Origin of the sequence: Methylobacterium sp. E-045, from assembly GCF_022829685.1 — a bacterium.
In the GTDB taxonomy this organism is placed as follows: Bacteria; Pseudomonadota; Alphaproteobacteria; order Rhizobiales; family Beijerinckiaceae; genus Methylobacterium.
The window spans coordinates 29,022-50,820 of record NZ_JAKSYE010000025.1; the positions used below are offsets into that span (position 1 = coordinate 29,022).

Annotated in this window: 19 protein-coding genes and 1 pseudogene; 8 read left to right on the forward strand and 12 right to left on the reverse strand. The window is 67.0% G+C overall.

Annotated elements, in window-relative coordinates:
- The first annotated feature begins 4 nt into the window (after positions 1-4).
- A complete protein-coding gene (locus MKK51_RS01535) occupies positions 5-940 on the forward strand; it encodes a phosphotransferase (protein ID WP_243974552.1) in 936 nt (311 codons plus the stop codon).
- A gap of 159 nt (positions 941-1,099) precedes the next feature.
- Here the strand turns inward: MKK51_RS01535 and MKK51_RS01540 are convergent, their stop codons facing one another.
- The 11 genes from MKK51_RS01540 to MKK51_RS01590 all read right to left on the reverse strand — a co-directional run bounded on the left by MKK51_RS01540 (position 1,100) and on the right by MKK51_RS01590 (position 12,926).
- Positions 1,100-1,450, reverse strand: a complete 351-nt coding sequence (locus MKK51_RS01540; RefSeq protein ID WP_243974553.1) for a Rieske (2Fe-2S) protein — start codon at positions 1,448-1,450, stop codon at positions 1,100-1,102.
- A complete protein-coding gene (locus tag MKK51_RS01545; protein WP_243974554.1) occupies positions 1,422-2,126 on the reverse strand; it encodes an ABC transporter ATP-binding protein in 705 nt (234 codons plus the stop codon). The genes MKK51_RS01540 and MKK51_RS01545 overlap by 29 nt, the downstream gene beginning before the upstream one ends.
- Positions 2,119-2,934, reverse strand: coding sequence for an ABC transporter ATP-binding protein (locus MKK51_RS01550; protein WP_243974555.1), 816 nt, complete (start codon positions 2,932-2,934; stop codon positions 2,119-2,121). The genes MKK51_RS01545 and MKK51_RS01550 overlap by 8 nt, the downstream gene beginning before the upstream one ends.
- Entirely contained in the window at positions 2,931-3,968 is a 1,038-nt protein-coding gene (locus MKK51_RS01555; RefSeq protein WP_243974556.1) for a branched-chain amino acid ABC transporter permease, read from the reverse strand. Before MKK51_RS01555 ends, MKK51_RS01550 begins: the two co-directional genes overlap by 4 nt.
- Positions 3,965-4,837, reverse strand: coding sequence for a branched-chain amino acid ABC transporter permease (locus tag MKK51_RS01560; RefSeq protein WP_243974558.1), 873 nt, complete (start codon positions 4,835-4,837; stop codon positions 3,965-3,967). The genes MKK51_RS01555 and MKK51_RS01560 overlap by 4 nt, the downstream gene beginning before the upstream one ends.
- A gap of 253 nt (positions 4,838-5,090) precedes the next feature.
- Entirely contained in the window at positions 5,091-6,242 is a 1,152-nt protein-coding gene (locus MKK51_RS01565) for an ABC transporter substrate-binding protein (protein ID WP_243974560.1), read from the reverse strand.
- Positions 6,243-6,298: 56 nt separating this feature from the next.
- Positions 6,299-7,522: a xanthine dehydrogenase family Fe-S subunit gene (locus MKK51_RS01570; protein WP_243974562.1), complete on the reverse strand. Its 1,224-nt coding sequence runs from the start codon at positions 7,520-7,522 to the stop codon at positions 6,299-6,301.
- Positions 7,519-8,394: an FAD binding domain-containing protein gene (locus MKK51_RS01575; protein WP_243974564.1), complete on the reverse strand. Its 876-nt coding sequence runs from the start codon at positions 8,392-8,394 to the stop codon at positions 7,519-7,521. The genes MKK51_RS01570 and MKK51_RS01575 overlap by 4 nt, the downstream gene beginning before the upstream one ends.
- Positions 8,391-10,763, reverse strand: coding sequence for a xanthine dehydrogenase family protein molybdopterin-binding subunit (locus tag MKK51_RS01580; RefSeq protein WP_243974566.1), 2,373 nt, complete (start codon positions 10,761-10,763; stop codon positions 8,391-8,393). Before MKK51_RS01580 ends, MKK51_RS01575 begins: the two co-directional genes overlap by 4 nt.
- A complete protein-coding gene (locus tag MKK51_RS01585; RefSeq protein WP_243974567.1) occupies positions 10,760-11,626 on the reverse strand; it encodes an alpha/beta hydrolase in 867 nt (288 codons plus the stop codon). Before MKK51_RS01585 ends, MKK51_RS01580 begins: the two co-directional genes overlap by 4 nt.
- Before the next feature lie 25 nt (positions 11,627-11,651).
- The gene (locus MKK51_RS01590; RefSeq protein ID WP_243974568.1) at positions 11,652-12,926 is read right to left on the reverse strand and encodes an amidohydrolase/deacetylase family metallohydrolase; all 1,275 of its coding nucleotides are present in this window, start codon (positions 12,924-12,926) and stop codon (positions 11,652-11,654) included.
- Between the two features lie 150 nt (positions 12,927-13,076).
- On the opposite strand from MKK51_RS01590, the gene MKK51_RS01595 reads away from it, so the two are divergent.
- The 6 genes from MKK51_RS01595 to MKK51_RS01620 all read left to right on the forward strand — a co-directional run bounded on the left by MKK51_RS01595 (position 13,077) and on the right by MKK51_RS01620 (position 18,388).
- Positions 13,077-13,598 (forward strand): MarR family winged helix-turn-helix transcriptional regulator, encoded by a 522-nt coding sequence (locus tag MKK51_RS01595; RefSeq protein WP_243974582.1) that lies wholly within the window; start codon positions 13,077-13,079, stop codon positions 13,596-13,598.
- A gap of 161 nt (positions 13,599-13,759) precedes the next feature.
- Positions 13,760-14,929 (forward strand): N-methyl-L-tryptophan oxidase, encoded by a 1,170-nt coding sequence (solA, locus tag MKK51_RS01600; RefSeq protein ID WP_243974569.1) that lies wholly within the window; start codon positions 13,760-13,762, stop codon positions 14,927-14,929.
- Between the two features lie 130 nt (positions 14,930-15,059).
- The gene (locus tag MKK51_RS01605; RefSeq protein WP_243974570.1) at positions 15,060-15,890 is read left to right on the forward strand and encodes a transporter substrate-binding domain-containing protein; all 831 of its coding nucleotides are present in this window, start codon (positions 15,060-15,062) and stop codon (positions 15,888-15,890) included.
- Positions 15,891-16,012: 122 nt separating this feature from the next.
- Positions 16,013-16,759 carry an amino acid ABC transporter permease gene (locus tag MKK51_RS01610; RefSeq protein WP_243974583.1) on the forward strand — a complete coding sequence of 249 codons (747 nt, stop codon included), beginning with the start codon at positions 16,013-16,015 and terminating at the stop codon, positions 16,757-16,759.
- A complete protein-coding gene (locus MKK51_RS01615; RefSeq protein WP_243974571.1) occupies positions 16,756-17,607 on the forward strand; it encodes an amino acid ABC transporter permease in 852 nt (283 codons plus the stop codon). The genes MKK51_RS01610 and MKK51_RS01615 overlap by 4 nt, the downstream gene beginning before the upstream one ends.
- 28 nt (positions 17,608-17,635) lie before the next feature.
- Entirely contained in the window at positions 17,636-18,388 is a 753-nt protein-coding gene (locus MKK51_RS01620; RefSeq protein ID WP_279600915.1) for an amino acid ABC transporter ATP-binding protein, read from the forward strand.
- 730 nt (positions 18,389-19,118) lie between these two features.
- On the opposite strand, the pseudogene MKK51_RS01625 reads toward MKK51_RS01620, so the two are convergent.
- Positions 19,119-19,674 (reverse strand): annotated as a pseudogene (locus MKK51_RS01625) (integrase core domain-containing protein); the annotation flags it as partial.
- Positions 19,675-20,044: 370 nt separating this feature from the next.
- Here MKK51_RS01625 and MKK51_RS01630 point away from each other — a divergent pair.
- Complete coding sequence (locus MKK51_RS01630) at positions 20,045-21,664, forward strand: gamma-glutamyltransferase family protein (protein WP_243974572.1); 1,620 nt, start codon at positions 20,045-20,047, stop codon at positions 21,662-21,664.
- Positions 21,665-21,799 lie beyond the last annotated feature (135 nt).

A 21,799-nucleotide genomic window follows, 5' to 3' on the forward strand; every position in this document is an offset into this window, starting at 1 on the left:
GAGCATGATCTCTCTCGGCGACGCCACCACCGAATCCGAGCAGGCCTTCGAGGCGATTCTTCGCTCCGTCGCGCCCTGGCAGGGACGCCCGATGCGTTACCGCCCGGTCCTAGGCGGCATCAGCAACATGAATTGGCGCGTCGAGATCGACGGCGAACCGCACGCCTACTTTGTGAAGATGCCCGGTCGCGGAACGGAGATGTTCATCGACCGCGCCGCCGCCCGTGCCGCCAGCCGGCAGGCGGAGGCGATCGGCCTCGGCCCCCGCACCTTCAACCATCTCGACGCGCAGGACATCGAGATCGCCGAGTTCGTGGAAGGCCGGCGACCCTCGACCCACCGCGACTTCGCCGACCCTGCGCTGCGGACCGAAGCGATGAACATCTATCGTCGCTTCCACGCGGCGGCATTGCTGCCGCTCACCAAGACCGTGTTCGAGATGATCGCCGAGCACGACCGACAGGTCGCCCAACTCCAGGCGCCGGTGCCGCCCGATCACGTGTGGCTGACACGCCAGACCCATCTGGCGCAGGCGGCGCTCGAAGCCTCCGGTCTCGATCTCGTACCCTGCTTCAACGATCCGATGCCGGGCAACTTCCTCGTCGGCGAGGACGACTCCATCCTGCTCATCGACTTCGAATACGCCTCCAACAACGATCGTCTCTACGACCTCGCGATCTGGAGTGGAGAGATGTTCTTCTCCGAGAGCGTCGACCGCGAGCTGATCGAGGCGTATTTCGGACGCTACGACGAGGCGCTGTTCGCCCGCCTAATGGTCCACAAGGCGCTGGCCGACATTAAATGGTCGACCTGGGCGATGGTGCAGAACGCGATCTCCAGCCTCGACTTCGACTTCTACAAGTACGGCATCTGGAAGCACATGCGTGCCCGTTCGATCATGAATGATCCACGCTGGCCGGTCTTTTTAAAGGCGCTTTGATCGAAAGGCTCCCACTCCGCGCCGGACGAAACGCCCGTATCGAGCCCTGCTGCCTCGATCCAGGCACCTTCGACGAGGAGATGGAACGGTGCGGTCTCGGTCATCGCCTCCTTTGACGGGACGACGTGTTTCGTCACCGCCCTGCGCCCTTCGGCACCCTCATCCCCGGGCCTCGATCAGAACCTGGATATCGCCCCCCTCCCTGCGGGTCGGGTAGGTGCGAAGATCGGGGAAATTCCATCCAGGCGAGACGGCACCATTCGCGAGCGCGAACCATGCCAGGTGCCGCGGGCAGAACAGGCGCCCTCCGGAGCAATGGCCCAGGGCGAGATCCGCCCCCTCATGCGGGCAGGCCCGGTCCGTGGCGAAGATCCCGTCGCCGTCCTGCACGAGGACGAGATGACGGCCCGCCACGAAGACCGGGATGATCTCACGGCCGGCGAGAGCCTCGATACGGCAGACCCGAACCCAGCGCCCGCTGTCAGCCACCGAGATAGGCTTGGCGCACATGCGGATCCGCGATCAGCGTCGAGCCCGGCCCCGCCAGCACGATGCGGCCCGTCTCCAGCAGGTAGGCGTAATCGCAGAGTTCCAGAGCCGCGAAGGCGTTCTGCTCCACCAGGAGGACAGTGGTGCCGGTGTCGCAGATCGCCCGGATGACGGCGAACATGCGCTCAACGATGTTGGGGGCGAGGCCGAGGGAGGGCTCGTCGAACAGGACGAGACGGGGACGGGACATCAGCGCGCGCCCGATGGCCAGCATCTGCTGCTCGCCCCCCGAGAGGGTGCCGGCAGCCTGATTGCGGCGCTCGGCGAGACGCGGGAACTCGCCGTAGATGCGCACGAGATCGGCGGCGATTCCGGCCGGATCGCGCCGCAGATAGGCACCCATGGCGAGGTTCTCGGCGACGCTCATCTGCGGGAATACCCGCCGCCCCTCCGGGCAATGCGCGATGCCCTGGGCCAGCACCTTGCGCGGGTCGGTGCCGGTGATGTCCCGGCCGGCCAAGTGAATGCTGCCCGAGCGCGCCGGAATGAGCCCGGAGACGGCCCGGAGCGTCGTCGACTTGCCGGCGCCATTGGCGCCGACCAGAGCGACGAGCTGTCCCTCCTCGACCTTGAGCGAGAGACCCTTCAGGGCCGTCACCGCGCCGTAGCCGCAGACGAGATCGCGGATCTCAAGCATCGATCGTCTCCCTGGCGGCCTGTGCGGCTTCGCGGGCGGCACTGCCCTGGCCGAGATAGGCTTCGATCACGGCTGGATCGGCACGGATCGCCGCCGGCGGCCCCTCGGCTATGAGGCGGCCGTAATTCAGCACCACAATCCGGTCGGAGACCTCCATGACCATCGGCATGTCGTGCTCGACGAGCAGGATGGTGATGCCGCGCTCGCGGATCGAGCGGATCAGGCGCACGAAGACCTGGGTCTCGGAGGCGTTCATGCCCGAGACCGGCTCGTCGAGGAGTAGCATCGCCGGCTCGGTGGCCAGCGCCAGCGCGACCCCGACGAGGCGCTGTTCGCCATAGGCCAGCGACCCGGCCTTGTCCTGAGCCCGGCCGGAGAGTCCGACCCAGTCGAGGAGTGCACGGGCCCGGTCTCGCAGAGCCGCCTCGCCGGTGCGGTCCTGCCCAAGCAGCGAATCGACCAGCCGCCCGCGGCCCCGCCGATGCAGGCCGATCATCACGTTGTCGACCACGGTGTCGTCGGGGAACACGCTCGTGCGCTGGAACGTCCGGCTCAGGCCGAGCCGCACGATCTCGTGCGGCTGCAAACCCTGGAGGCTGGTGCCGCGGAACCGGACCTGACCCTGGCTGGGCTTCAGGAAGCCCGTCATCACGTTAAAGGCCGTCGTCTTGCCGGCCCCGTTCGGACCGATCAGGCTGACGATCTCGCCGGGATGAACGTCGAAATGCAGGTCGGCGATGGCGACGAGGCCGCCGAAGCGCACGCCGACATGGTCCACCGAGAGGATGGGAGCGTGGATCTCGCTCATGGCCTGGCCTCCGCGGGCATCCGGGCGGGTGCGCCACCGGGCGCGTGACGGCGCGTGGCGAGGCGGGCGAGGCCGGGCACGATGCCCCGGGGCATGACGAACTGGATCACGATCAGAACGACGCCGAACACCATCCACTGCGCCTCCGGCACCATGACCGGGCGCAGGGCGACGGGGAGCAGGCCGAAGATCAGGCCGCCCACGACGGGGCCGAGAAGCGTGCCCTTGCCGCCGCCCACCACCATGATGACCATGGTCACCGTGGTGGAGAACAGGAACACGTCGGGGTCGATGATGCGCAGGTAATGGGCGTAGAGACTGCCGGCTGCCCCCGCCATTGCCGCCGAGATCACCGCCGCGAGGGTCAGGGTCCGGGTGGCGTTGATGCCGACCGAGAGGGCCAAGGACTCGTTCTCCTTCAGGCCCCGCATGGCCCGGCCGAAGCGCGATCGGACGAGGAGGGCGATGAGGGCGTAGCAGAGCGTGCCGACCACGAGGACGAGATAGTAATTCTGCATCTTCGTCCGCAAGGTGACGGAGCCGAGGCCGGGCAAGCCGAGGCTGAAGGGCGGGATGCCCGTCAGCGCCAGGGGGCCTTGGGTCAGCTCCACCCAGTTGAGGGCGACGAGGCGCACCACCTCGGCGAAGGAGATCGTCACGATGACGAAATAGGCACCCCGCACCCGGAAGGAGAGGCGACCGACGAGGTAGCCGCAGCCGGCCGTCGCCAGCACGGCGAGGCCGAAGCCCACCACAGGCGGCCAGGGCTCGTGTACGATGCGAAGGCCCCAGAGCAGCTCTACGTCGAAGCCGAGGCTCGTGAGGGCGCTGACGTAGGCACCGATGCCGAAGAAGGCGATGTGCCCAAGGCTGAGCTGCCCGGTGAAGCCGAGCAACAGGTTCAGGCTCATGGCAGCGATGGTGACGATGCCCGTCGTGATCAGCGCGTTGAGCAGGTAGGGGTTGTGGCCCAGCGCGAAGGGCAGGGCGGCCAGTGCCGCCAGGAGGGCGAGAGCGGGGAGGTGCCGGGTCATCCGATGCGCTCCGCCTTGGCGAAGAGCCCCGTCGGCTTGAAGATCAGCACCGCGATGATGATCAGGAAGCCCATGGCGTCCCGGTAGCCCGACGAGATGTAGCCGGCGCCCAGTTCCTCGGCCAGCGCCAGGATGAAGCCGCCGATGGCCGCCCCGGTGATGTTGCCGAGCCCACCCAGGATGACGATGGCGAAGGCCTTCAGCTCGGCCATGCCGCCCATCTGCGGGAACACCACGTAAACCGGCCCGAGGAGTGCGCCGGCCGCGGCCGCGAGGCTGGAGCCGATGGCGAAGGTCGCGGTGTAGATGAGCCGTACGTTGACCCCCATCAGCGAGGCGGTGTCGTGGTCCTGGAAGGTGGCGCGCATGGCCAGCCCGAGGCGGGTCCGGTTGATGAGCCAGTAATTCAGCCCGATCAGCGCGAGGGCCGCGCCCAGCACGAACAGCCGCAGCCACGACACGGAGACGGGTCCGAGCTGGAGCGGCGCGTCCGGAAACGGCGTCGGGATCGATTTGGCGACGCCGCCGAACAGCCAGAGCGTGCCCGATTGCAGGACGATGCCGGCTCCGATCATCACCAGCATGGTCGTATCCATGTCCGCGCCGCGTAAGGGCCGCAGCAGCACGAGATCGAGGATTGCGCCGAGCAGGAGGCCGCCGAGGATCGCGGTCGGCAAGGCGGCGAAGAAGCCGAGTCCGAGGGCGGTGACGGCGAGGTACATGACGTAGGCGCCCACCGTGTAGAGCGCGCCGTGGGTGAAGTTCACCACGTTCATGATACCGAAGATCAGGGTCAGCCCGATGCCAAGCAGGGCATAGGTGCCCCCGAGGACCAGGGTGTTGAGGAGGTGCTGCAGGAATTCGGTCATCGAGGCCTCGCCTGTAAGCAGGTGATACGGTCGTCGGCTGAGTGTCAGTGAAGAGTCAGCAAGCTTGGCGCGGGTCCACTCTTCTTGAAGGAGAGGGACAAGGTGAGGTGTGTGACTTCTTCGGAGGTGGACGACACCTCACCCCAACCCTCTCCTTTCAGGAGAGGGGACCTGTTCAGCCCGTGACACCCGAGGCGAACACACACGGATCATAGAAACCCGGAGCCCCGGCCGCCGGAAGATTTGCGCTCGGCTAGAGTTCGGGCACCATGACCTTCCCGCAGTCGATCTTTACGAGGTAGACGTCGGGCTTGCTCTGGCCGCTCTCGGACCCGGCAGGGCCGGCCTTGGCGAAGCGGATCTGTCCGTTGAGCCCGGTGAAATCCACCGACCAGAAGCCCTTCTTGATCGAGGCCGCATCGGCGGCGCCGCCCTTCTCGATGGCCGCCGCGATGGCGCGGATGCCGTCGTAGCCCCGGAAGCTCTCGGTGACGCCGGCGAACTCGAAGCCGCGCTTCTTCCACTCGCCGATGAAATAGGCGGTGGCCGCAGGGTTCGGGGTCTTCTCGGGATACCAGGGCAGGAAGGTGGTGAGATGCATCGTCCCCTCTGCGGCAGCACCCGCCTGGGCGATGATCTGGTCAGGGTTCTGGGAGCCGCCGGTGGTGATGATCCGCTTCTTGAGGCCAAGGGCCGCCATCTGCTTGAACAGCAGGGTGAGCTGGTCGACGGCGGCCGTGATCAGAAGCGTGTCGGCATCCGAGCCCTTCAGCTTGGAGAGCTGGGCGCTCATGTCCTGCGCGCCCTGGTCCATGGTCTCCACGAGGCCGACCGTGACGCCCTTGCCCTTGAGCATCTTGCCGAAATCGGCCGCCGCCCCTCGGCCCCAGTCGTTGTTGATGGCGAGGAAATCGACCTTCTTCAGACCTAGCTTTTCGACCATCGGCGCGAAGGCCTCGGCTTCCAGGGCCGAGGGCGGAGAGATGCGGAAGACATAGGGGTTGCCCGAGGTGGTGATCTTTCCAGACGACGAGGTCTCCACCAGCATCGCGGTCTCGTAATCGGCGAGCTTGGGCATCACCGCGAGGGTCAGGCTGGAACCCCAGGCGCCCATCAGCACCGGGGTCTTGTCGCTGGTGATGAGTTTTTCGGCCACCGCCGCCGCTTCTGTGGGGTTGCTCTTGTTGTCCTCGACGACGAGTTCGAGCTTCTTGCCCAAGACGCCGCCCTTGGCGTTGATCTCGTCGGCGGCGATCCGGGCGCCGTTGACCACGTAGGTGCCCGACGCCGCGAAGGGGCCGGTCAGGGGCTCGTTGACGCCGATCCGGATGGCCTGCGCGTGGGCCACCCCCGCCGACAGGACGAAGGCGAGGGTCAGAGCGGGGATCGTGTGGCTGCGCGTCATAGTGGTCTCCGGTCTTTGGCAGAATCGCGGGCAGAATCGCGGGGAGGAGGCGACGGTCAGGGACGGCGGCCCCATGCGGCGAGGCGTCGGCGCAGGGAGGTCGTCAGCATCGTGAGGAGCAGGCGCAGGGGGTTGAGGCCTGCGGCGGCCGGGGCCGGCGCACCGGAGAGCCGGGCTTCCAGGTTCGCGGCGAACTCGGCCCCGAGTCGTCCGGCGAGGTCGCGCACGAGCCCCGGCCGCCCGAACTGCGCCAACGGTCCTTTGAGGGTGTAGCCGACGGCGAGATCGATCCGGGCCATACCGGGGGCCTCGCCCGATCCAACGCGGTAGCGGATCTCCCCCTGGGTGGCGGAGCGGCCACCCGCGTCGCTGCCCGCGCCGAGAATGCGTCCCGTACGGGCCACCTCATCGCGAAAGATCCGGGCACGGCCGCGAAAGCGCGCAGCGATGGGTCCGATCCGCACTTGCAGCGCGCCCTCGACGGCATCCGGGGTCGGCTGGCCCGTCAGCATGGCACCGGGCAGGCAGGCAGCCACGGCCTCCACGTCGCCGAACAGGGCGAAGACGGTGTCGGGCGGGTGCGCTACGGTGAAGGCCTGCTCGAAGCGGTGGGCGGGCACGAAGTCGCCGTCGAGATCGGCGATGTGCGGCACGGCTTCGGCCGGCGCGACGGGCCGCAGGGGCGTGCGAGCCGCCTCCGATGCGGGGCCGGACGGCGTGCCGAGGCGTGCGCCGACGGGACCGAGGCTGCGCTGTCCGCCGGTCATCGGAGCGATGCCGCGGGCGCGGCGCTCGGCGATGACGCCGCGCACCGCCCGGACGATGCCGACATAGCCGGTGCAGCGGCACAGGTTGCCCGAGAGGCCGGCGCGGATGCGGCGCTCGTCGGCGTCCGGCAGGCGCAGGACGAGGTCGCGGGCGGCGATGAGCATGCCGGGCGTGCAGTAGCCGCACTGAAGGGCGTGCTCGCGGTTGAACGCCGCCCGCAACTCACCGGCGACCGGGTCGTCGTCGAGTCCTTCGATGGTGGTCACCTCGGCGCCCGCGCAGGCGCCGGAGAAGGTCAGACAGGCCCGCGCCGGCTCACCGTCGAGGAGGACCGTGCAGGCGCCGCAGATTCCGTGCTCGCAGCCGAGATGGGTTCCGGTGAGATCAAGGGTGTCGCGCAGCACGTCGCCGAGATGCGTGCGCGGCTCGGCCCGAAGGCTCCGCGCCCGGCCGTTGACGGTGACGTCTAGGGGCGAGCTCTCGTCGCGGAGGGCGACCGATGCGGTGCTCATGCGGCCTCGCCGACTGTGCGTGTGAGGGAGGGTGGCGCGGCAGCCGCCTGCGCGATGGCGCGGCCCAGAACGGTGACGTGGACGTGGCGGTCGACGGCGTCGGACATCCCGGCCTCTCGCAGGAGCGCATCGGCCGCTCGGGCGTCGAACCGGTCGGCGAAGTCGGTGCCGATCCGGCCGCCGAACAGGTCGGATGCGTCTGGGATCACGAGGGGCGCACGCTCGATGGCCCCGATCACCACGCGGCCGCGCCCGGCGTGAGGCTCGATCCGCACGGCCCCGATGGCGTGGGCGAACTCGCCGATCTTGGAGCAATGCTTGACGTAGCCCCAGGCGGTGCCGGGAGGGAGGGCGGGAATCCGCACGGCGACCAGCATTTCGCCGGGCGCCAAGGCTACGTCGAGGGCGCCTGTGACGAAGTCCTCCAGGGCTAGCCGGCGGCGTCCGGATGTCGAAGCCAGTTCGACTTCAGCGCCGAGCGCGATCAGCGACGTGACCCAATCGGCGGCCGGATCGGCATGGACGAGGGAGCCGCCGATGGTGCCGCGATTGCGCACCGGCCGGTAGGCGATGGCCATCGCCACCCGCGCCATGGCGCCGCCGGTGAGGTCGGGAACGCGCCCGTCCTCGATATCCGCGTGGGTGACGCAGGCACCGAGCACCAGGGTCTCACCTTCAACGGACGCCCGGCGCAGCTCGGGGATGCCCGTGATGTCGAGGACGAGATCCGGCTCCACGAGGCGCAGGTTCAGCATCGGTCCGAGGGACTGCCCTCCGGCCATCAGCTTCACGCTGCGATCGGCGGTGGCGAGCCGAGCAAGCAGGGCGGGCAGGGCGTCGGGGCGCTCATAGGCGAAGTGGGCGGGTTTCATGCGGCCTCCCGGCTGTGGGCAGTGGCCGCAGCACGAGCCTCCAAGACGGCCTCGACGATCCGATGCTGGCTGACCGGCGAATGCAGCATGGCGACACCCAGCGGGCGCAGGGCGTCATTGATGGCGTTGGCGAGCGCGGCCGGGGGCGCGATGGCCCCGCCCTCGCCGATCCCCTTCACGCCGAACTGCGTGTAGGGGGAGGGGGTCTCCATGTGGTCGATGCGGGGTTCGGGCACCTCCGCCGGCCCAGGCAGAAGGTAATCGGCGAAGGTGGAGGCCAGCGGCTGGCCCCGGGAATCGAAGCGCATCTCCTCGTAGAGGGCCGTGCCGATTCCCTGCGCGAGGCCGCCATAGATCTGGCCGTCCACCACCAGCGGGTTCACCAGGGTGCCGCCATCCTCGACGATGACGTAGTCGAGAATTTCCACCGCCCCGAGATCGGGGTCCACGGCGACAAGGGCCGCATGGGCCGCGTACGAAAAGGTGCCGGAATCGCGTTGCGGCTTGTAACCGGCGGTGACTTCGAGGCCGCCCGGATTGACGTCCAGGCTCAAATCCTGCGGACGCCGGTACCAGGTGTGGGCGATCTGCGCGAGGCCGACATCGCCCGAGGGACCGACGACGCGGCCCGCCTCGAAACGGCAAGCGGCCGGGTCGGCCTGGAGGAGATGTGCCCCGATGCGGAGCGCCCGGTCTGCTAGTTCGCGACAGGCTGCCGCCACGGCGCCGCCGGCCATCACCATCACGCGCGAGCCCCAGGAGCCGGTAGAATAAGGCGTCATGGCAGTGTCGCCGTGGACGAGGCGCGTGCGGGCCACCGGCACGCCGAGGATCTCGTGCGCCACCTGCGCGAGGGTCGTCTCGAGGCCCTGCCCGTGGGAATGGGCGCCGATCCGGAGCTCGAGCCCGCCATCGGGAGTGAGCCGGGCGCCCGCCTGTTCGTGGCCCGGCACCATGGGGATGCCCCAGCCCGAATAGACCGAGGTGCCGTGCGCCGCCTGCTCGCAATAGATCGAGAGCCCGAGGCCGATACGGCGCCCGTCGGGCTCCGGTGTCCGCTGGCGCGCCCGTATGGCGTCGACATCGATGGCCTTCAGGGCGCGTCTCAGCGCCTGCGGGTAGTCGCCGCTGTCGAAATGCTTGGCGGTGATGTTGTCGAAGGGCATCTGCTCGGCCCGCACGAGGTTCTTCTCGCGCATTGTCCAGGGCTCGATGCCCGCCTCGGCCGCCACCGCGTCGAGGATCAGTTCCATGGCGAAGCACACGCCGGTCCTGGCCACCCCGCGATAGGGCAGGATCGGGCACTTGTTGGTGGCGACCGACCAAGTCCGACAGCGATAGGCCGGGAAGTCGTAGGGGCCGGGCAGGATGCTCGCCACCTGCGCGGCCTCCAGGCAGGCGGAGAACGGGTAGGCCGAGTAGGCCCCGGAATCGACGGTGGCCTCGCAATCGATACCCCGGAGGGTGCCGTCCCGCTCCGCATAGGCGGTGATGCGGTAATGGTGCTCGCGGCAATTGGCGTTGGCGGTGAGGTGCTCGCGCCGGTCCTCGAGCCAGCGCACGGGATGGCCGACCCGCAGCGCCAGCCATGCGAGGCAGACATCCTCAGCGAGTAGGATCGCCTTGTAGCCGAAACCGCCACCGACATCGGGCGAGACGATGCGCAGGCGCCCCTGCTCGATCCCAAGGCATTCGGAGAGGCCGTTGCGCACGATGTGGGGCATCTGGCTCGCCGTGTGGACCACGAGCTGATCCATGCGGTGGTCGAGATGGACCACCGTTCCCCGCCCCTCGATGGGCGCCATGCACTGGCGACCCGTGGAGATGGTGCGCGAGACCTTGATCGGGGCATCCAGCGCCGAGGCGAAGTTCACATCGACCAGGGTTTCAAGAAAGACGTTGTCGCCCCAATGCTCGTGGACCAGAGGGGAGTCGGGCTCGCGGGCGGCCAGCATGTCGTGCACGGCCGGAAGCTCTTCGAGGTCGAGGACGATGGCGGCGGCGATGTCCTCGGCTTGCGCCCGCGTCGGCGCGAGGCAGATCGCCAGCAATTCGCCGACCTGCCGGACCTTGTCCTTGGCGAGAATCGGCTGCTCGGAGACCTTGAAGCCGGCGAGCCCCGAAACGGCCCGGATCGGCTGCACGTCCGCGAGGTCGGCCGCGGTGAACACCTGCCCGCGAAACGCATCCGGTACGTGGATCGCCCGGATGCGGCCATGGGCCAGGGGGCTGCGGACGAAGGCGACGTCCTGCAGGCCGGGCAGGCGCAGGTCACCGACATACTGTCCGCGCCCGCGCATCAGGCGGTCGTCCTCCTTGCGGGGCAGGCGGGCGCCGACGCCTTCGGTGAAGCCTTTAGCGTCGCTCATGCTTCTCTCCCGTCGATGAGATCGATGGCGGCGCGCATGAGCACGCCGCTGGGACGACGCAGTTCGTTCAAGATGGAGAAGTGTTCGGCCCCCGCGACGGGAAGGAGCGGCCCCGGCGCGTGGTGGGCGCTACGCAGGGCGTGGAAGTCACGGGCGTCGTGGACGAGGGCCGGGCGCTCGGCGCTGCCATAGGCAATGGCCAGGGGTTTCCCCACTACCGGCAGGCGCAGCGGCGACAAGGCCGCGACCTCCGCGTCGGTAAGGGAAAGGGCCTGGTTCAGCCCGGTGTCGCGGATGGGTCCGAGTTCGTAGACGCCCGAAATCGCGAGCCCCGCCACAACGGCCGGATGATGGAGCTGCATCGCCGCGAGATGCGCCCCCGCCGACCAGCCGGCGATCACCAAGGGACCGGCAATGCCGTGCGCAGGCCCGTGCTCTGCCAGCCAGTCGAGGCATAAACCGATCTCATCGACGATCCGGGTGAGGCTCGCCTCGGGGGCGAGGGTGTGGCCGGGCATCGCCACGGACCAGCCGGCGGCGGCGGGACCTTCGGCGAAGCAGGCGAACAGGTCGCGGGAATTGCGCTGCCAATAGCCGCCATGAATGAAGACGAGGCAGGGCGCCGCCGGGTTTTTCGCCGGATAGAGGTCGAGGGCCGTGCGCGGCGCCGGCGCATAGGGGATGTCGAGGGCGCCCGGATGCGCGGCGCGGTAGGCGACGGAGGCCGCGTTCCGCGCAGCGGCCTGGGCGGCGGCATCAGGCACCGCCGCGTTGTTGTCGTAGGCGGCATCGCGCACTGCCCGGTCGAGGCGCGACCAGTCGTGCCGAGGGTCGGGCGGCAGCGGGGACGGATCGGCCCTCATGCGGTCGTCTCCTTGAGTGCCGGGGTCAAGCCGCGATAGCGCTGGGCAGGATCGGCGAGTCGGCGTCGAAGCGCTTGCCAGCGCGCAGGCAGAAGGCCGGCTGCAGCAGGCGCTGGGCGATGACCTGCGTGTCTTCGTTGTCGCGCAGCAGGAATCGGCCGCGATGGTCGTGCAGCACCGAGACGTCGGCGGCGAAGCCCGGCGTCAGGGCGCCGATCCGGTCGGACAGGCCTAGCATCTCCGCCGGATGCTTCGTCACCATGGGGACGACCTGTTCGAGGCTGAGGCCCAACGCCATCATCGAACTCATGGCCTGGGTCAGGCTGAAGCGGGCCTGGCCGAGGAAGGGGTGATTCTCGTCGTCGTGGTGCTCGTCGGGCGTGCCCGCCGGCCGCGGCACCTCAGTGTTGTAGCCGTGCATGTCGGCGCCCAGCGTGTAGGGCACGACGCCCGCCGGCAGGGAGGCGCGGGCGACCCGATAGGAGAAGTGGCTGCCATGCCCGACATCGACCCGGAGGCCCGCATCCATCGCCGCCCGGATGATCGGGTGGACCACGCCCTCCTCGTTGATGAAGCCGCCCGGATGACGCGTGAACGGGTGGGCGAGGAAATCCCCGGGGCGCAGCAGGGGGATCACCCGCTCCATAATGGTGTTGGCGTCCTCGCCATTGGCACCGCTCTCGGGCAGGCCCCAGAGCTGGCCGAAATGCACGTAGAGGGGCAGCTCGGCCCGGCGGCTGATCTCGGCCGCCATCTCCATCACTTTGATGCCCCAGCGGGCGAAGCCCCCGATCTCGGCATGCCCCTTGATGCCGCGCACGAGGTCGCGGTTCTCCACCGCAGACTTCACCGTGGCGTCGATGTCGACTCCGTCCGGGCTGTAGAGGTTCGGATAGAAGTGCCCTTCGAGGCCGCCGACCAGATAGGCGGAAAGGAACGCGTAGATCCGGGTCTCGGCCTTCTCGGAGACGAAGTGGCGAAAGCCCGGCAGGGTCATGCAGGACGCGCCGCCCTGGTCGATGACCGTCGTCACCCCCGAGCGCACGCCGACCATGTCCGGCGGCAGGCCGAACCGGCCGGTGACGTATTGGTAGACGTGGCCGTGCGTGTCGATCATCCCCGGCAGGACCAGCTTGCCCTGGACGTTCACCACCTCGGTTGAAGAGGAGGGGACGATGTGGTCCTCGACGGCGGCGATCCGGCCGTCACGGATGGCGACGTCCTTGATGCCGTCGATGCCGGAAACCGGGCAGATGACCCGTCCGCCGCGCAGCAGCGTGTCGTATCGACCACTGTCCATGTCGTCTCCTCCATCGTCTCGCGTCGGCCTTCGTCTTGCCTCGCACAGACGCGACCGGGAAATGCGAAGTATGCTTCGTATATCAGGGTAAGCATGGTACGTGCCATGACGCGTCCGGGGCTTGGATCGAGATCGGGAGACGGGATGCAGATGGACGAGATGGGGCTGGTCGAAACAGACGTGGCGCCGTTACTGGAGGCACGTCAGACCCGGGGAGCGCCTTGGCTTTTGCCGGAGCGGCCGGGATTTCTAATCCGGCGCCTCCATCAGATCCACGTCGGCCTCTTTTCGGAGCGTTGTGGCGCTTTCCGTATCACTCCGCTGCAGTATAGCTTGCTCTCTCTGCTGGCAGAACGCAGCGAAGCCGATCAGACGACCTTGGCCAATTCGGTTGCCTTAGACCGCACGACGACGACCGGCGCCCTCAAACGCCTGGAAGCTCGCGGATTCGTCGAACGCTCGGCTTCGCTGACAGACCGACGTTCACAACATTGCCGCCTGACCCAGGCTGGCCATGCCTTGCTGGGCCGGATGGAGGCGGTCGTGCGAGAGGCCCACGACGCTACGCTCGAAGCCCTCTCGGAGACGGAGCAAGCGACCTTGATCCACCTCATGAAGAAAATCACCGCTGCCCACCAACAGCGGAGGGGCGGGGATGAGTTGCTTGAGTGATGGCCTTGCAATGGCCGCAACCGCATCTGCGCCTCGATGAAGCCCACGAGCTTGACGGCGCAGGCCTTGTCGCCGGGGCGGCCAAGCGCATTGCCTGGCAACCAATTTGCCCTCGAGCGAAACACAGAGCGTTTTGAGTGCGGACCGGAGCGCATCCTGCAATGGAAGACCGTTTTGACATCGCCGTTGTCGGCCTCGGCGCCATGGGCAGCGCGGCCCTCTATCAACTGGGGCTGCGGGGCGCGAAAGCAGTCGGCCTCGACCGCTTCGCCCCGCCGCATGCCCTGGGGTCGAGTCACGGCGAGAGTCGCATCACCCGGCAGGCCGTCGGCGAGGGCCGCGACTACGTCCCCTTCGTCCTGGCCTCTCACCGGATCTGGCGAACCCTGGAGGCGGAAACCGGGGAGACGCTGCTCACGGCCTGCGGCGCTCTGGTGATGGGGCCGGGCAGCGGTGTCACCTCCCATCACGGCAAGCCAGATTTCGTCGGGCGCTCGATCGATGCCGCGCGGGCCTTCGCGATTCCGCACGAGGTCCTCGACGGACGCGAGGTCGCGCGACGCTTCCCGCAATTCCTGAACCTCGGCGGCGACGAGAAGGCCTATTACGAGCCGGGCGGCGGCTACGTGCGACCCGAACGCTGCATCGCCGCCCAACTGCGGCGCGCTGGCGAACTCGGCGCCGTGATCCGCACCGGGACGACGGTGCTGTCGATCCTCCAGGAGCCGGGCGGAGTCCGGATCGAAACCGATTGCGGCGTCGTCCTGGCCGATCAGGTGGTGGTCTCGGCAGGAGCTTGGACCGCGTCCCTTCTCGGCGCCCCCTTCACGGACCTGCTCACGGTCAACCGCCAGCTCCTCCACTGGTACGCCCTCGACGACGCCTCGGCCTATGGCCCCGAGACGCCGGTCTTCATCTGGATGCACGGTTCCGGCGAAACGGACTACCTCTACGGCTTCCCGCCCCTGCCGGGGGAGGCCGAGGTCAAGGTGGCCACCGAGCAGTACGAGACCTCCACGCGGGCCGAGACCCTCGACCGTGCCGTGAGCCCCGAGGAGTCCGCCGCCATGCATCGGCACCACGTGGCGGGCCGCCTCGCCGGCGCGACGGCGCGGGTGACCAAGGCCGCCGCCTGCCTCTACACCGTGACCCCCGACCGCGGCTTCATCATCGACCGCCACCCGCGGATGGACCGGATCCTCCTCGTCTCCGCCTGCTCAGGGCACGGCTTCAAGCACTCGGCCGGGATCGGCGAGGCCGTGGCAAACGAGATGGTTCAGGCCAGCGGACGCATCGATCTCGCCCCGTATTCGCTCGCGCGGTTCGGCTGAACGCCACAGTGATGGCCTGCCGATTGCTTGACGCGGTCGAACCGGACAAGGCAGTCTCTCTGAAGAGCGACCGTCGCGCCCGGATCTCGTATCCGGTCGACCCGGATGTCCCAAGCACAGGTGTCGTTTCATGCGCAAGCCGACTCGGGCGTTTCTCGGCTCCGGCCTCCTCGCGGCGGCCACACTGCTCTCTGCGTCCCTAGCCACGGCTGCGGATGGGATCGAAGCGATCAAGCAGCGCGGGACGCTCATCGTCGGTGTGAAGGCGGATTACCGCCCCTTCGGCTTCCGCGATCCGAGCGGAGCGATCATCGGGCTGGAACCGGACCTCGCGGCCGATGTCGCCAAGCGCCTCGGCGTGAAGCTCGAACTCGTGCCGGTGGTCTCCTCCAACCGGATCGAGTTCCTGCAGCAGGGCAAGGTCGACCTCCTCATCGCCACGCTCTCGGACAAGCCGGAGCGCCGCCGCGTGGTGCAGGCCATCGACCCGCAATACTACTCCGACTTCGTCAACGTGATGCTGCCCAAGAAGGCGGGCATCACCGACTGGGCGCAGCTGAAGGGCAAGCCCCTCTGCGCCACCTCCGGCGCCTGGTACAACAAGGACGTGGCCCGTACCTACGGCGCGGAGATCGTCGCCTTCGACGGTTCCGAGAAGCCGCTCTTCGCGCTCAAGCAGGGCAACTGCCTCGGCTACGTCTACGATCAGAGCATGCTGCAGGGGAAGCTCCTCGACGCCGACTGGAAGGCGGATTACGCCCTGCCGCTGAAGGGCATCCTCGACGCCCCCTGGATGATGGCGGTGGCGCCCGGCAACGGCTCCCTGCAGACCATGTTGGAGACGACGACCAAGGACTGGATGAAATCCGGATTCATCGTCGAGGGAGAGAAGAAGTGGGGCATCGAGCCGACGGAATACTCGAAGGCGATGCACGAGAAGTACAAGAACGCGACCAACTGAGTGTCTCTTACGAAACTCCCGCCGCGCGGTAGGGTTCAGGGTGAGAACCGGCCGCGGTCGGGAGTTTCGTGAGGCACTCCGAGCCGCGCCGGGTCGATCGACCGGCTGTCTTGAGGAACATGATGGACGCCGTTCCGAACTGGTTCCGGACCCTTTACGACACCACGGGCTTCAACTTCACCGTCTTCTATGATCCCTACGACTGGGACCGCTACGTCAATGGTCTGAAGACGACCCTGCTGCTGGCGGTGACGACAATCCTGGCGAGTCTCGTCATCGGCGCCGTGGGGGCCCTGCTCCAGGGCGGCCCGTCGCGGTTCCTGCGCGGACTCGTCAACGGCTTCGTTGTGGTGTTCCGCAACACGCCGCCGCTGGTGCAGATCTTCTTCTTCTACTTCGGGCTCGGCACCCTGCTGCCGGCTGCCCAGACCGCAGACGGCCTGCGCGTGCCGATCCTCGACAACGTGCAATGGGCCATCGTCTCGCTGGCGCTGTTCGCCGGAGCCTTCAACGTCGAAATCTTTCGCTCCGGCATCGAGGCGGTGCCGCGCACCACCATCGAGGCGGCCGAGGCCCTCGGCTATACCCGCCTGAAGGCCTACCTCTACATTGTCCTGCCGCTGGCGCTCCGCGTCTGTCTGCCGGCCCTCAACAACAATCTCATCAACCTCCTGAAGACCACCACCCTGGCCTATGCCATCGCGGTGCCCGAGACGCTCTACGCTGTGAAGCAGATCTGGTCGGAATCGCAGAACGTGCTCGAGATGATGATCGTCCTGCTGGCGACCTACGCGGTCCTCGTCGGCATCCTCGTCTGGATCATGCATCGCTGGGAGCGGGCCCTGCGGATCCCGGGCTACAGCCGATGAAGGCGCCACCGCCGACCGCCAGCGACCTGCCGGTCCTGCTGCCGTTCCGGGTTTCGCGCACGCGGACCCGGTTCGCCCTCCGCCCGGCTCAGGGGTGGCTCCTCGGGGCGTGGCTCGCCGGCCTCATCCTCGTGGTGCCGGCCTTCGCACAAGGGCCCGACGCGGTTTTGTCGCCGCTCCAGGTCGTTTTGCGCTGGGCGCCGCTGCTGCTGACGGGCTTTGCCTTCAACGTCGCGATCTCGCTCGTGGCGATGCTCCTCGGCACGGGGGCGGGTCTCGGGCTGGGGCTCGCCCTCGTGAGCGAGGGCCCGGTCCTGCGCCGCATCGCCTGGGGCGTGACGCAGGTCTTCCGCAACGTGCCCTGGCTGGGGCTGCTGTTCTTCGTGATGTTCCTCGTGCCGTTCCAAGTCACGGTGTTCGGCCTGCGCGTGCCACTGCCCGACTGGGTCAAGGCGACGGTGGGGTTCGCGCTGCCGGTGATGGCCAACGTCGCCGAGATCGTGCGTGGCGCCGTGCGCTCGGTGCCGGCCACCCAGTGGGAGGCGGCCGAATCCCTGGCCTTCACCCGGCGCCAGACACTGTTTCGCATCATCCTGCCCCAATGCCTCAAGCGGATGCTGCCGCCCTGGATGAACGTCTACGCCCTGATCGCCATGGCCACCGTCCAGGCCTCCATCGTCGGCGTCACCGAGATGCTGACGCTGACGGCGCAGGTTCACGCCGCCGAAGGCGGGCGGCCCGAGCTGTTCGCGCCCCTCTACGGCTTCGCCCTGCTGTGCTTCTTCCTCTACTGCTACCCGATCGACCGGCTGACCGCGCGCCTGGAGCGGCGCTTCGAGACGGCGTGAGACCAGTGTTCCCTATGGTGCGTCCCCCATGCTGAAGGTCCCGACCGCCGATGAGCCGATCATCCAGCTGCGCGACGTGCACAAGTCCTTCGGCGAAGCCGAGGTTCTCAAGGGCATCAGCTTCGATGTGCGCCGGGGTGAGGTCGTCTGCATCATCGGGCCGTCCGGCTCGGGCAAGTCAACGCTGATCCGCTGCATCAACGCCCTCGTTCCGGTCACCTCCGGCACCATCCGGGTCGACGGGATCGAAGTGGCGGACCCAAAACTCGACAAGCTCGCTTTGCGCCGCAAGGTCGGCATGGTGTTCCAGCAGTATAACCTGTTCCCGCATAGGACGGCGCTGCAGAACGTCATGATGGCGCCCATCCACGTGCTCGGCCAGGACAAGCGGGAGGTCGAGGTCCGGGCACGGGCGCTCCTCGCCAAGGTGCGCCTTGCCGGCAAGGAGGCCGCCTATCCCGGCGAGATGTCGGGCGGGCAGCAGCAGCGCGTGGCCATAGCCCGCTCGCTCGCGATGCGGCCTAAGGTCATGCTGTTCGACGAGGTCACCGCCGCCCTCGATCCCGAGACGGTCAAGGAGGTCTTGGTCACCATCCGCGAGCTGGCAGAGGAGGGCATGACCTGCCTCCTCGTCACCCACGAGATGAACTTTGCCCGCGAAGTCGCCGACCACGTCTACTTCACCGATCACGGCGTCATCGTCGAGCACGGGTCACCCGAGACCCTGTTCTCGTCCGCCGTCGATCCGCGCACACGGCAATTCCTGTCTCAAGTTCTTTAGGAGCCCATTCAAGCGTAGCTAGGTATACTGTAGTTTGTAAACAACGGACCACCATGCACAAATCGACATTGTCTTTGCCAATGTCGGCGGTGGCGAGATGATGCCACTCGGCGCTATAACCGAGGACCACGATTAGCGCATCTTCGACACCGACGGGAATGACGCTCACTTTACTGTCAGGAAGGCTCCATCAATGCTGACAGGATGGCGGTTCGGCCATCCTCCCTCGGTGAATCACCTGTATTTCGGACACGTCCACCATAAACGTCTTTTCGGCGACCAGATCATCTCTGCACCACATCGCCCGCAACTGGATCCTCGATCTCAAGGACCGCAGCATCGGGGTGAAGGTCATTAGCCTCGGCGTGAATGAGACCGCTGGCCTGAACGAACTGTTCGACGGTGGCGACCAAGCGAAAGGCACAAACATCTATCTACAGCGGTGTTCCTGTTGCAATGCGATGAGGCTATCGAAACTAAGATTTTGCATCTCCGTTAGGAGCCTCCCGTCCGTCCCATTCCTAAATGCGGGCGAACATATACTCCTAAGCAACGTCAGGTATTTCTGAAGAACTCTCATTAGTGATTAGTATAAAATAGCAAATTTATGAAAGTTGTTTGGCAATATCATAATGACACGCCCGCGGTAGTAAGTCCCTAGTGCAATTGTTTCTTTGTCTACTCCCTCATATTGACCTGACCGTTATTTTAGACCGAGCCGGTTGAGAGGCTACTGCATGGTGGCGGCCATGGGTAGCCGGAAGGCCAGATCCGGGAAGGTGACAGGCGCGGGCGGCCGGTAGCCCAAGGACGAATGCGGTCGAACGCGGTTGTAGGTATTCGGCCAGATCCCAATCACAGTCTGTGCCTCCTTGCAAGAGTAGAAGATCTCTTGGCGTAGGCACTCGTCCTTCAGCTTGTCATTGAAGCTCTCACAATAGCCATTCTCCCACGGCGATCCTGGTGCAATATACTGGATTTACGGGGCGGTTTTGGCGACCCATTTCCGCAAAGCCTTCGAGATCATCTCAGGGCCGTTGTCGCAGCGGATGTTGTTGGGGATGCCATGCAGGCACATCGCATCGGCCAGCGCCTCGATCACACCCAGATTGTTGATGCGCCTCGCGACCTTTTAGCGCCAGGCAGGTGCGACTGTGCTCTTCGATCAGCGTCAGGATACGTAGGCTTCACCCGTCATGGGTCTGGCCCTGCACAAAATCGAAGCTCCAGACGTGATTGCGATGGAGAGGCCGCAGCCGTACGCAGGAGCCATCGTTCAAAAATGTAGTTATCCGCTGAGAAGAGCGCGCATTTGCCTTGCGATATCGGCAGCGCGAATGGAGCGGTTTTTTCTGACAGGCAGTGCCTGTGTGGGTCGAAAGACAATGTCTCGGTTTCGACCATCGTCGTTCACCTCTTTAAGGCGGCGTTCGGCTCATATTGCGCGTCCATAACGCTGGGCGATTGGCGGTGGTCGCCGCGGTCTCGTACATGACCACAAGCCGGTGTGGGTCGAGATCGGGTTGGCATTCGAATTCCGAAATGCACCACTGACTCCGAGGATGAATTTAGCGCCTTCACCGGAGGCTCGGCGCGCGTCATGCTTGCGCGGTATCGGGTCTGCTCATTCTTCCCCAGGTGAGGAACTCCGATTCGATGACGCCCTTCGACTGGACCACAGGCTACCCCACCGTGCGGATGCCGATTTTCGGCCGCAACATGGTTTCGACCTCGCACGCGCTCGCGGCCCAGGCCGGCATCCGCATGCTGTGGCAGGGCGGCAATGCGGTGGACGCCGCCATCGCCACGGCGGCGGCCAAGACCATCACCGAGCCCTGCAGCAACGGCCTCGGCTCGGACGCCTTCTGCATCCTATGGGACGGCAAGCAACTCCACGGGCTCAACGCCTCCGGTGGGGCGCCCGCCGCCTGGACTCCCGACTACTTCATTCGAAAATACGGCGCGGCCGAACGGCCGCCGATGCGCGGCTGGGATTCCGTCACGGTGCCGGGCGCCGTCGCGGCCTGGGTCACTTTGAGCGAACGCTTCGGAAGGCTGCCCTTCGCCGATCTCCTTCAGCCCGCCATCGCGATTGCCGAGCGCGGCTACCTCGCGCCGGTCGTGGTGCAGCAAAAGTGGGCGGCCGCCGCCCGGGTCGCGGATCTCGTGCGCCAGCCCGGCTTCGCCGAGACCTTCCTGCCCCACGGCCGCGCTCCGCATGTGGGCGAGCGCGTCGTCCTACCAGGCATCTCTCGTGCGTTGAGGGCCATCGCCGAGACGAAGGGGCGCGCCTTCTACGAGGGCGAGATCGCAGAGGCCATGGCTTCCCACGCCGCCAATCACGGGGGCGCCATGACGGTGGCGGACCTGTCTGCCTTCCGGCCCGAATGGGTGACGCCGACAGCCAAAGACTACCGGGGCTACACCCTCCACGAGATCCCTCCGAACGGGCAGGGCATCGCCGCTCAGGTCGCCCTCGGCATGCTCGAATCCTTCGACCTCGCCGGCCTATCCCCGGACGGGCCGGAGGCGCAGCACCTTCAGATCGAGGCGATGAAGCTCGCCTTCGCCGACACTTACCGCTACGTCTCCGATGCGCGTACCATGGAGGTGACCCCGGAGGCGATGCTCGATCCGGCCTATCTGGCGGCACGTGCGAAGCTGATCGACCCGCGCCGTGCCCAGGAATTCGGCGCCGGCAACCCGGTCCGGGGCGGCACCATCTACCTCACCGCCGCCGATGAATCCGGCATGATGGTCAGCTTCATCCAGTCGAACTTCATGGGCTTCGGCTCCGGCGTGGTTGTGCCCGAATGGGGCCTGTCCCTGCAGAACCGCGGCTACGGCTTCGTGCTGGATGAGCGGAGCCCTAACGTGGTGGCGCCGGGCAAGCGGCCCTTCCACACCATCATCCCGGGCTTCCTCACGCAGAACGGTGCTCCGGTCATGAGCTTCGGTGTGATGGGCGGCAACATGCAGCCCCAGGGCCACTTGCAGACCCTGGTGCGGATGATCGACCACGGTCAGAACCCCCAGGCGGCCTGCGACGCGCCGCGCTGGCGGTTCAACGCCGGCCTGGAGATCAACGCCGAGGCGGCGATGCCGGCCGCGACCCTGCAGGGCCTCGTGGAGCGCGGCCACCGGGTCGACGTGATCGAGGACAGCTACCAGGATTTTGGCGCCGGCCAGTTCATCTGGCGGATGGGTGACCCCGGCACCGAGGGCTATGTCGGCGCCAGCGATCCCCGCCGCGATGGACAAGTGGCGGTGTGGTGAGCGACCGCGCTCAAGCAAACATCCGCTGGCACGGATAATGTATGCACCTTCGAATATCTTCCCGGTTCGCGCCGATCGGTCCTCATGTGCGGCGGGTCTGTGATCCGGACCTATCTCACTTCCGAAGGAAGCTCG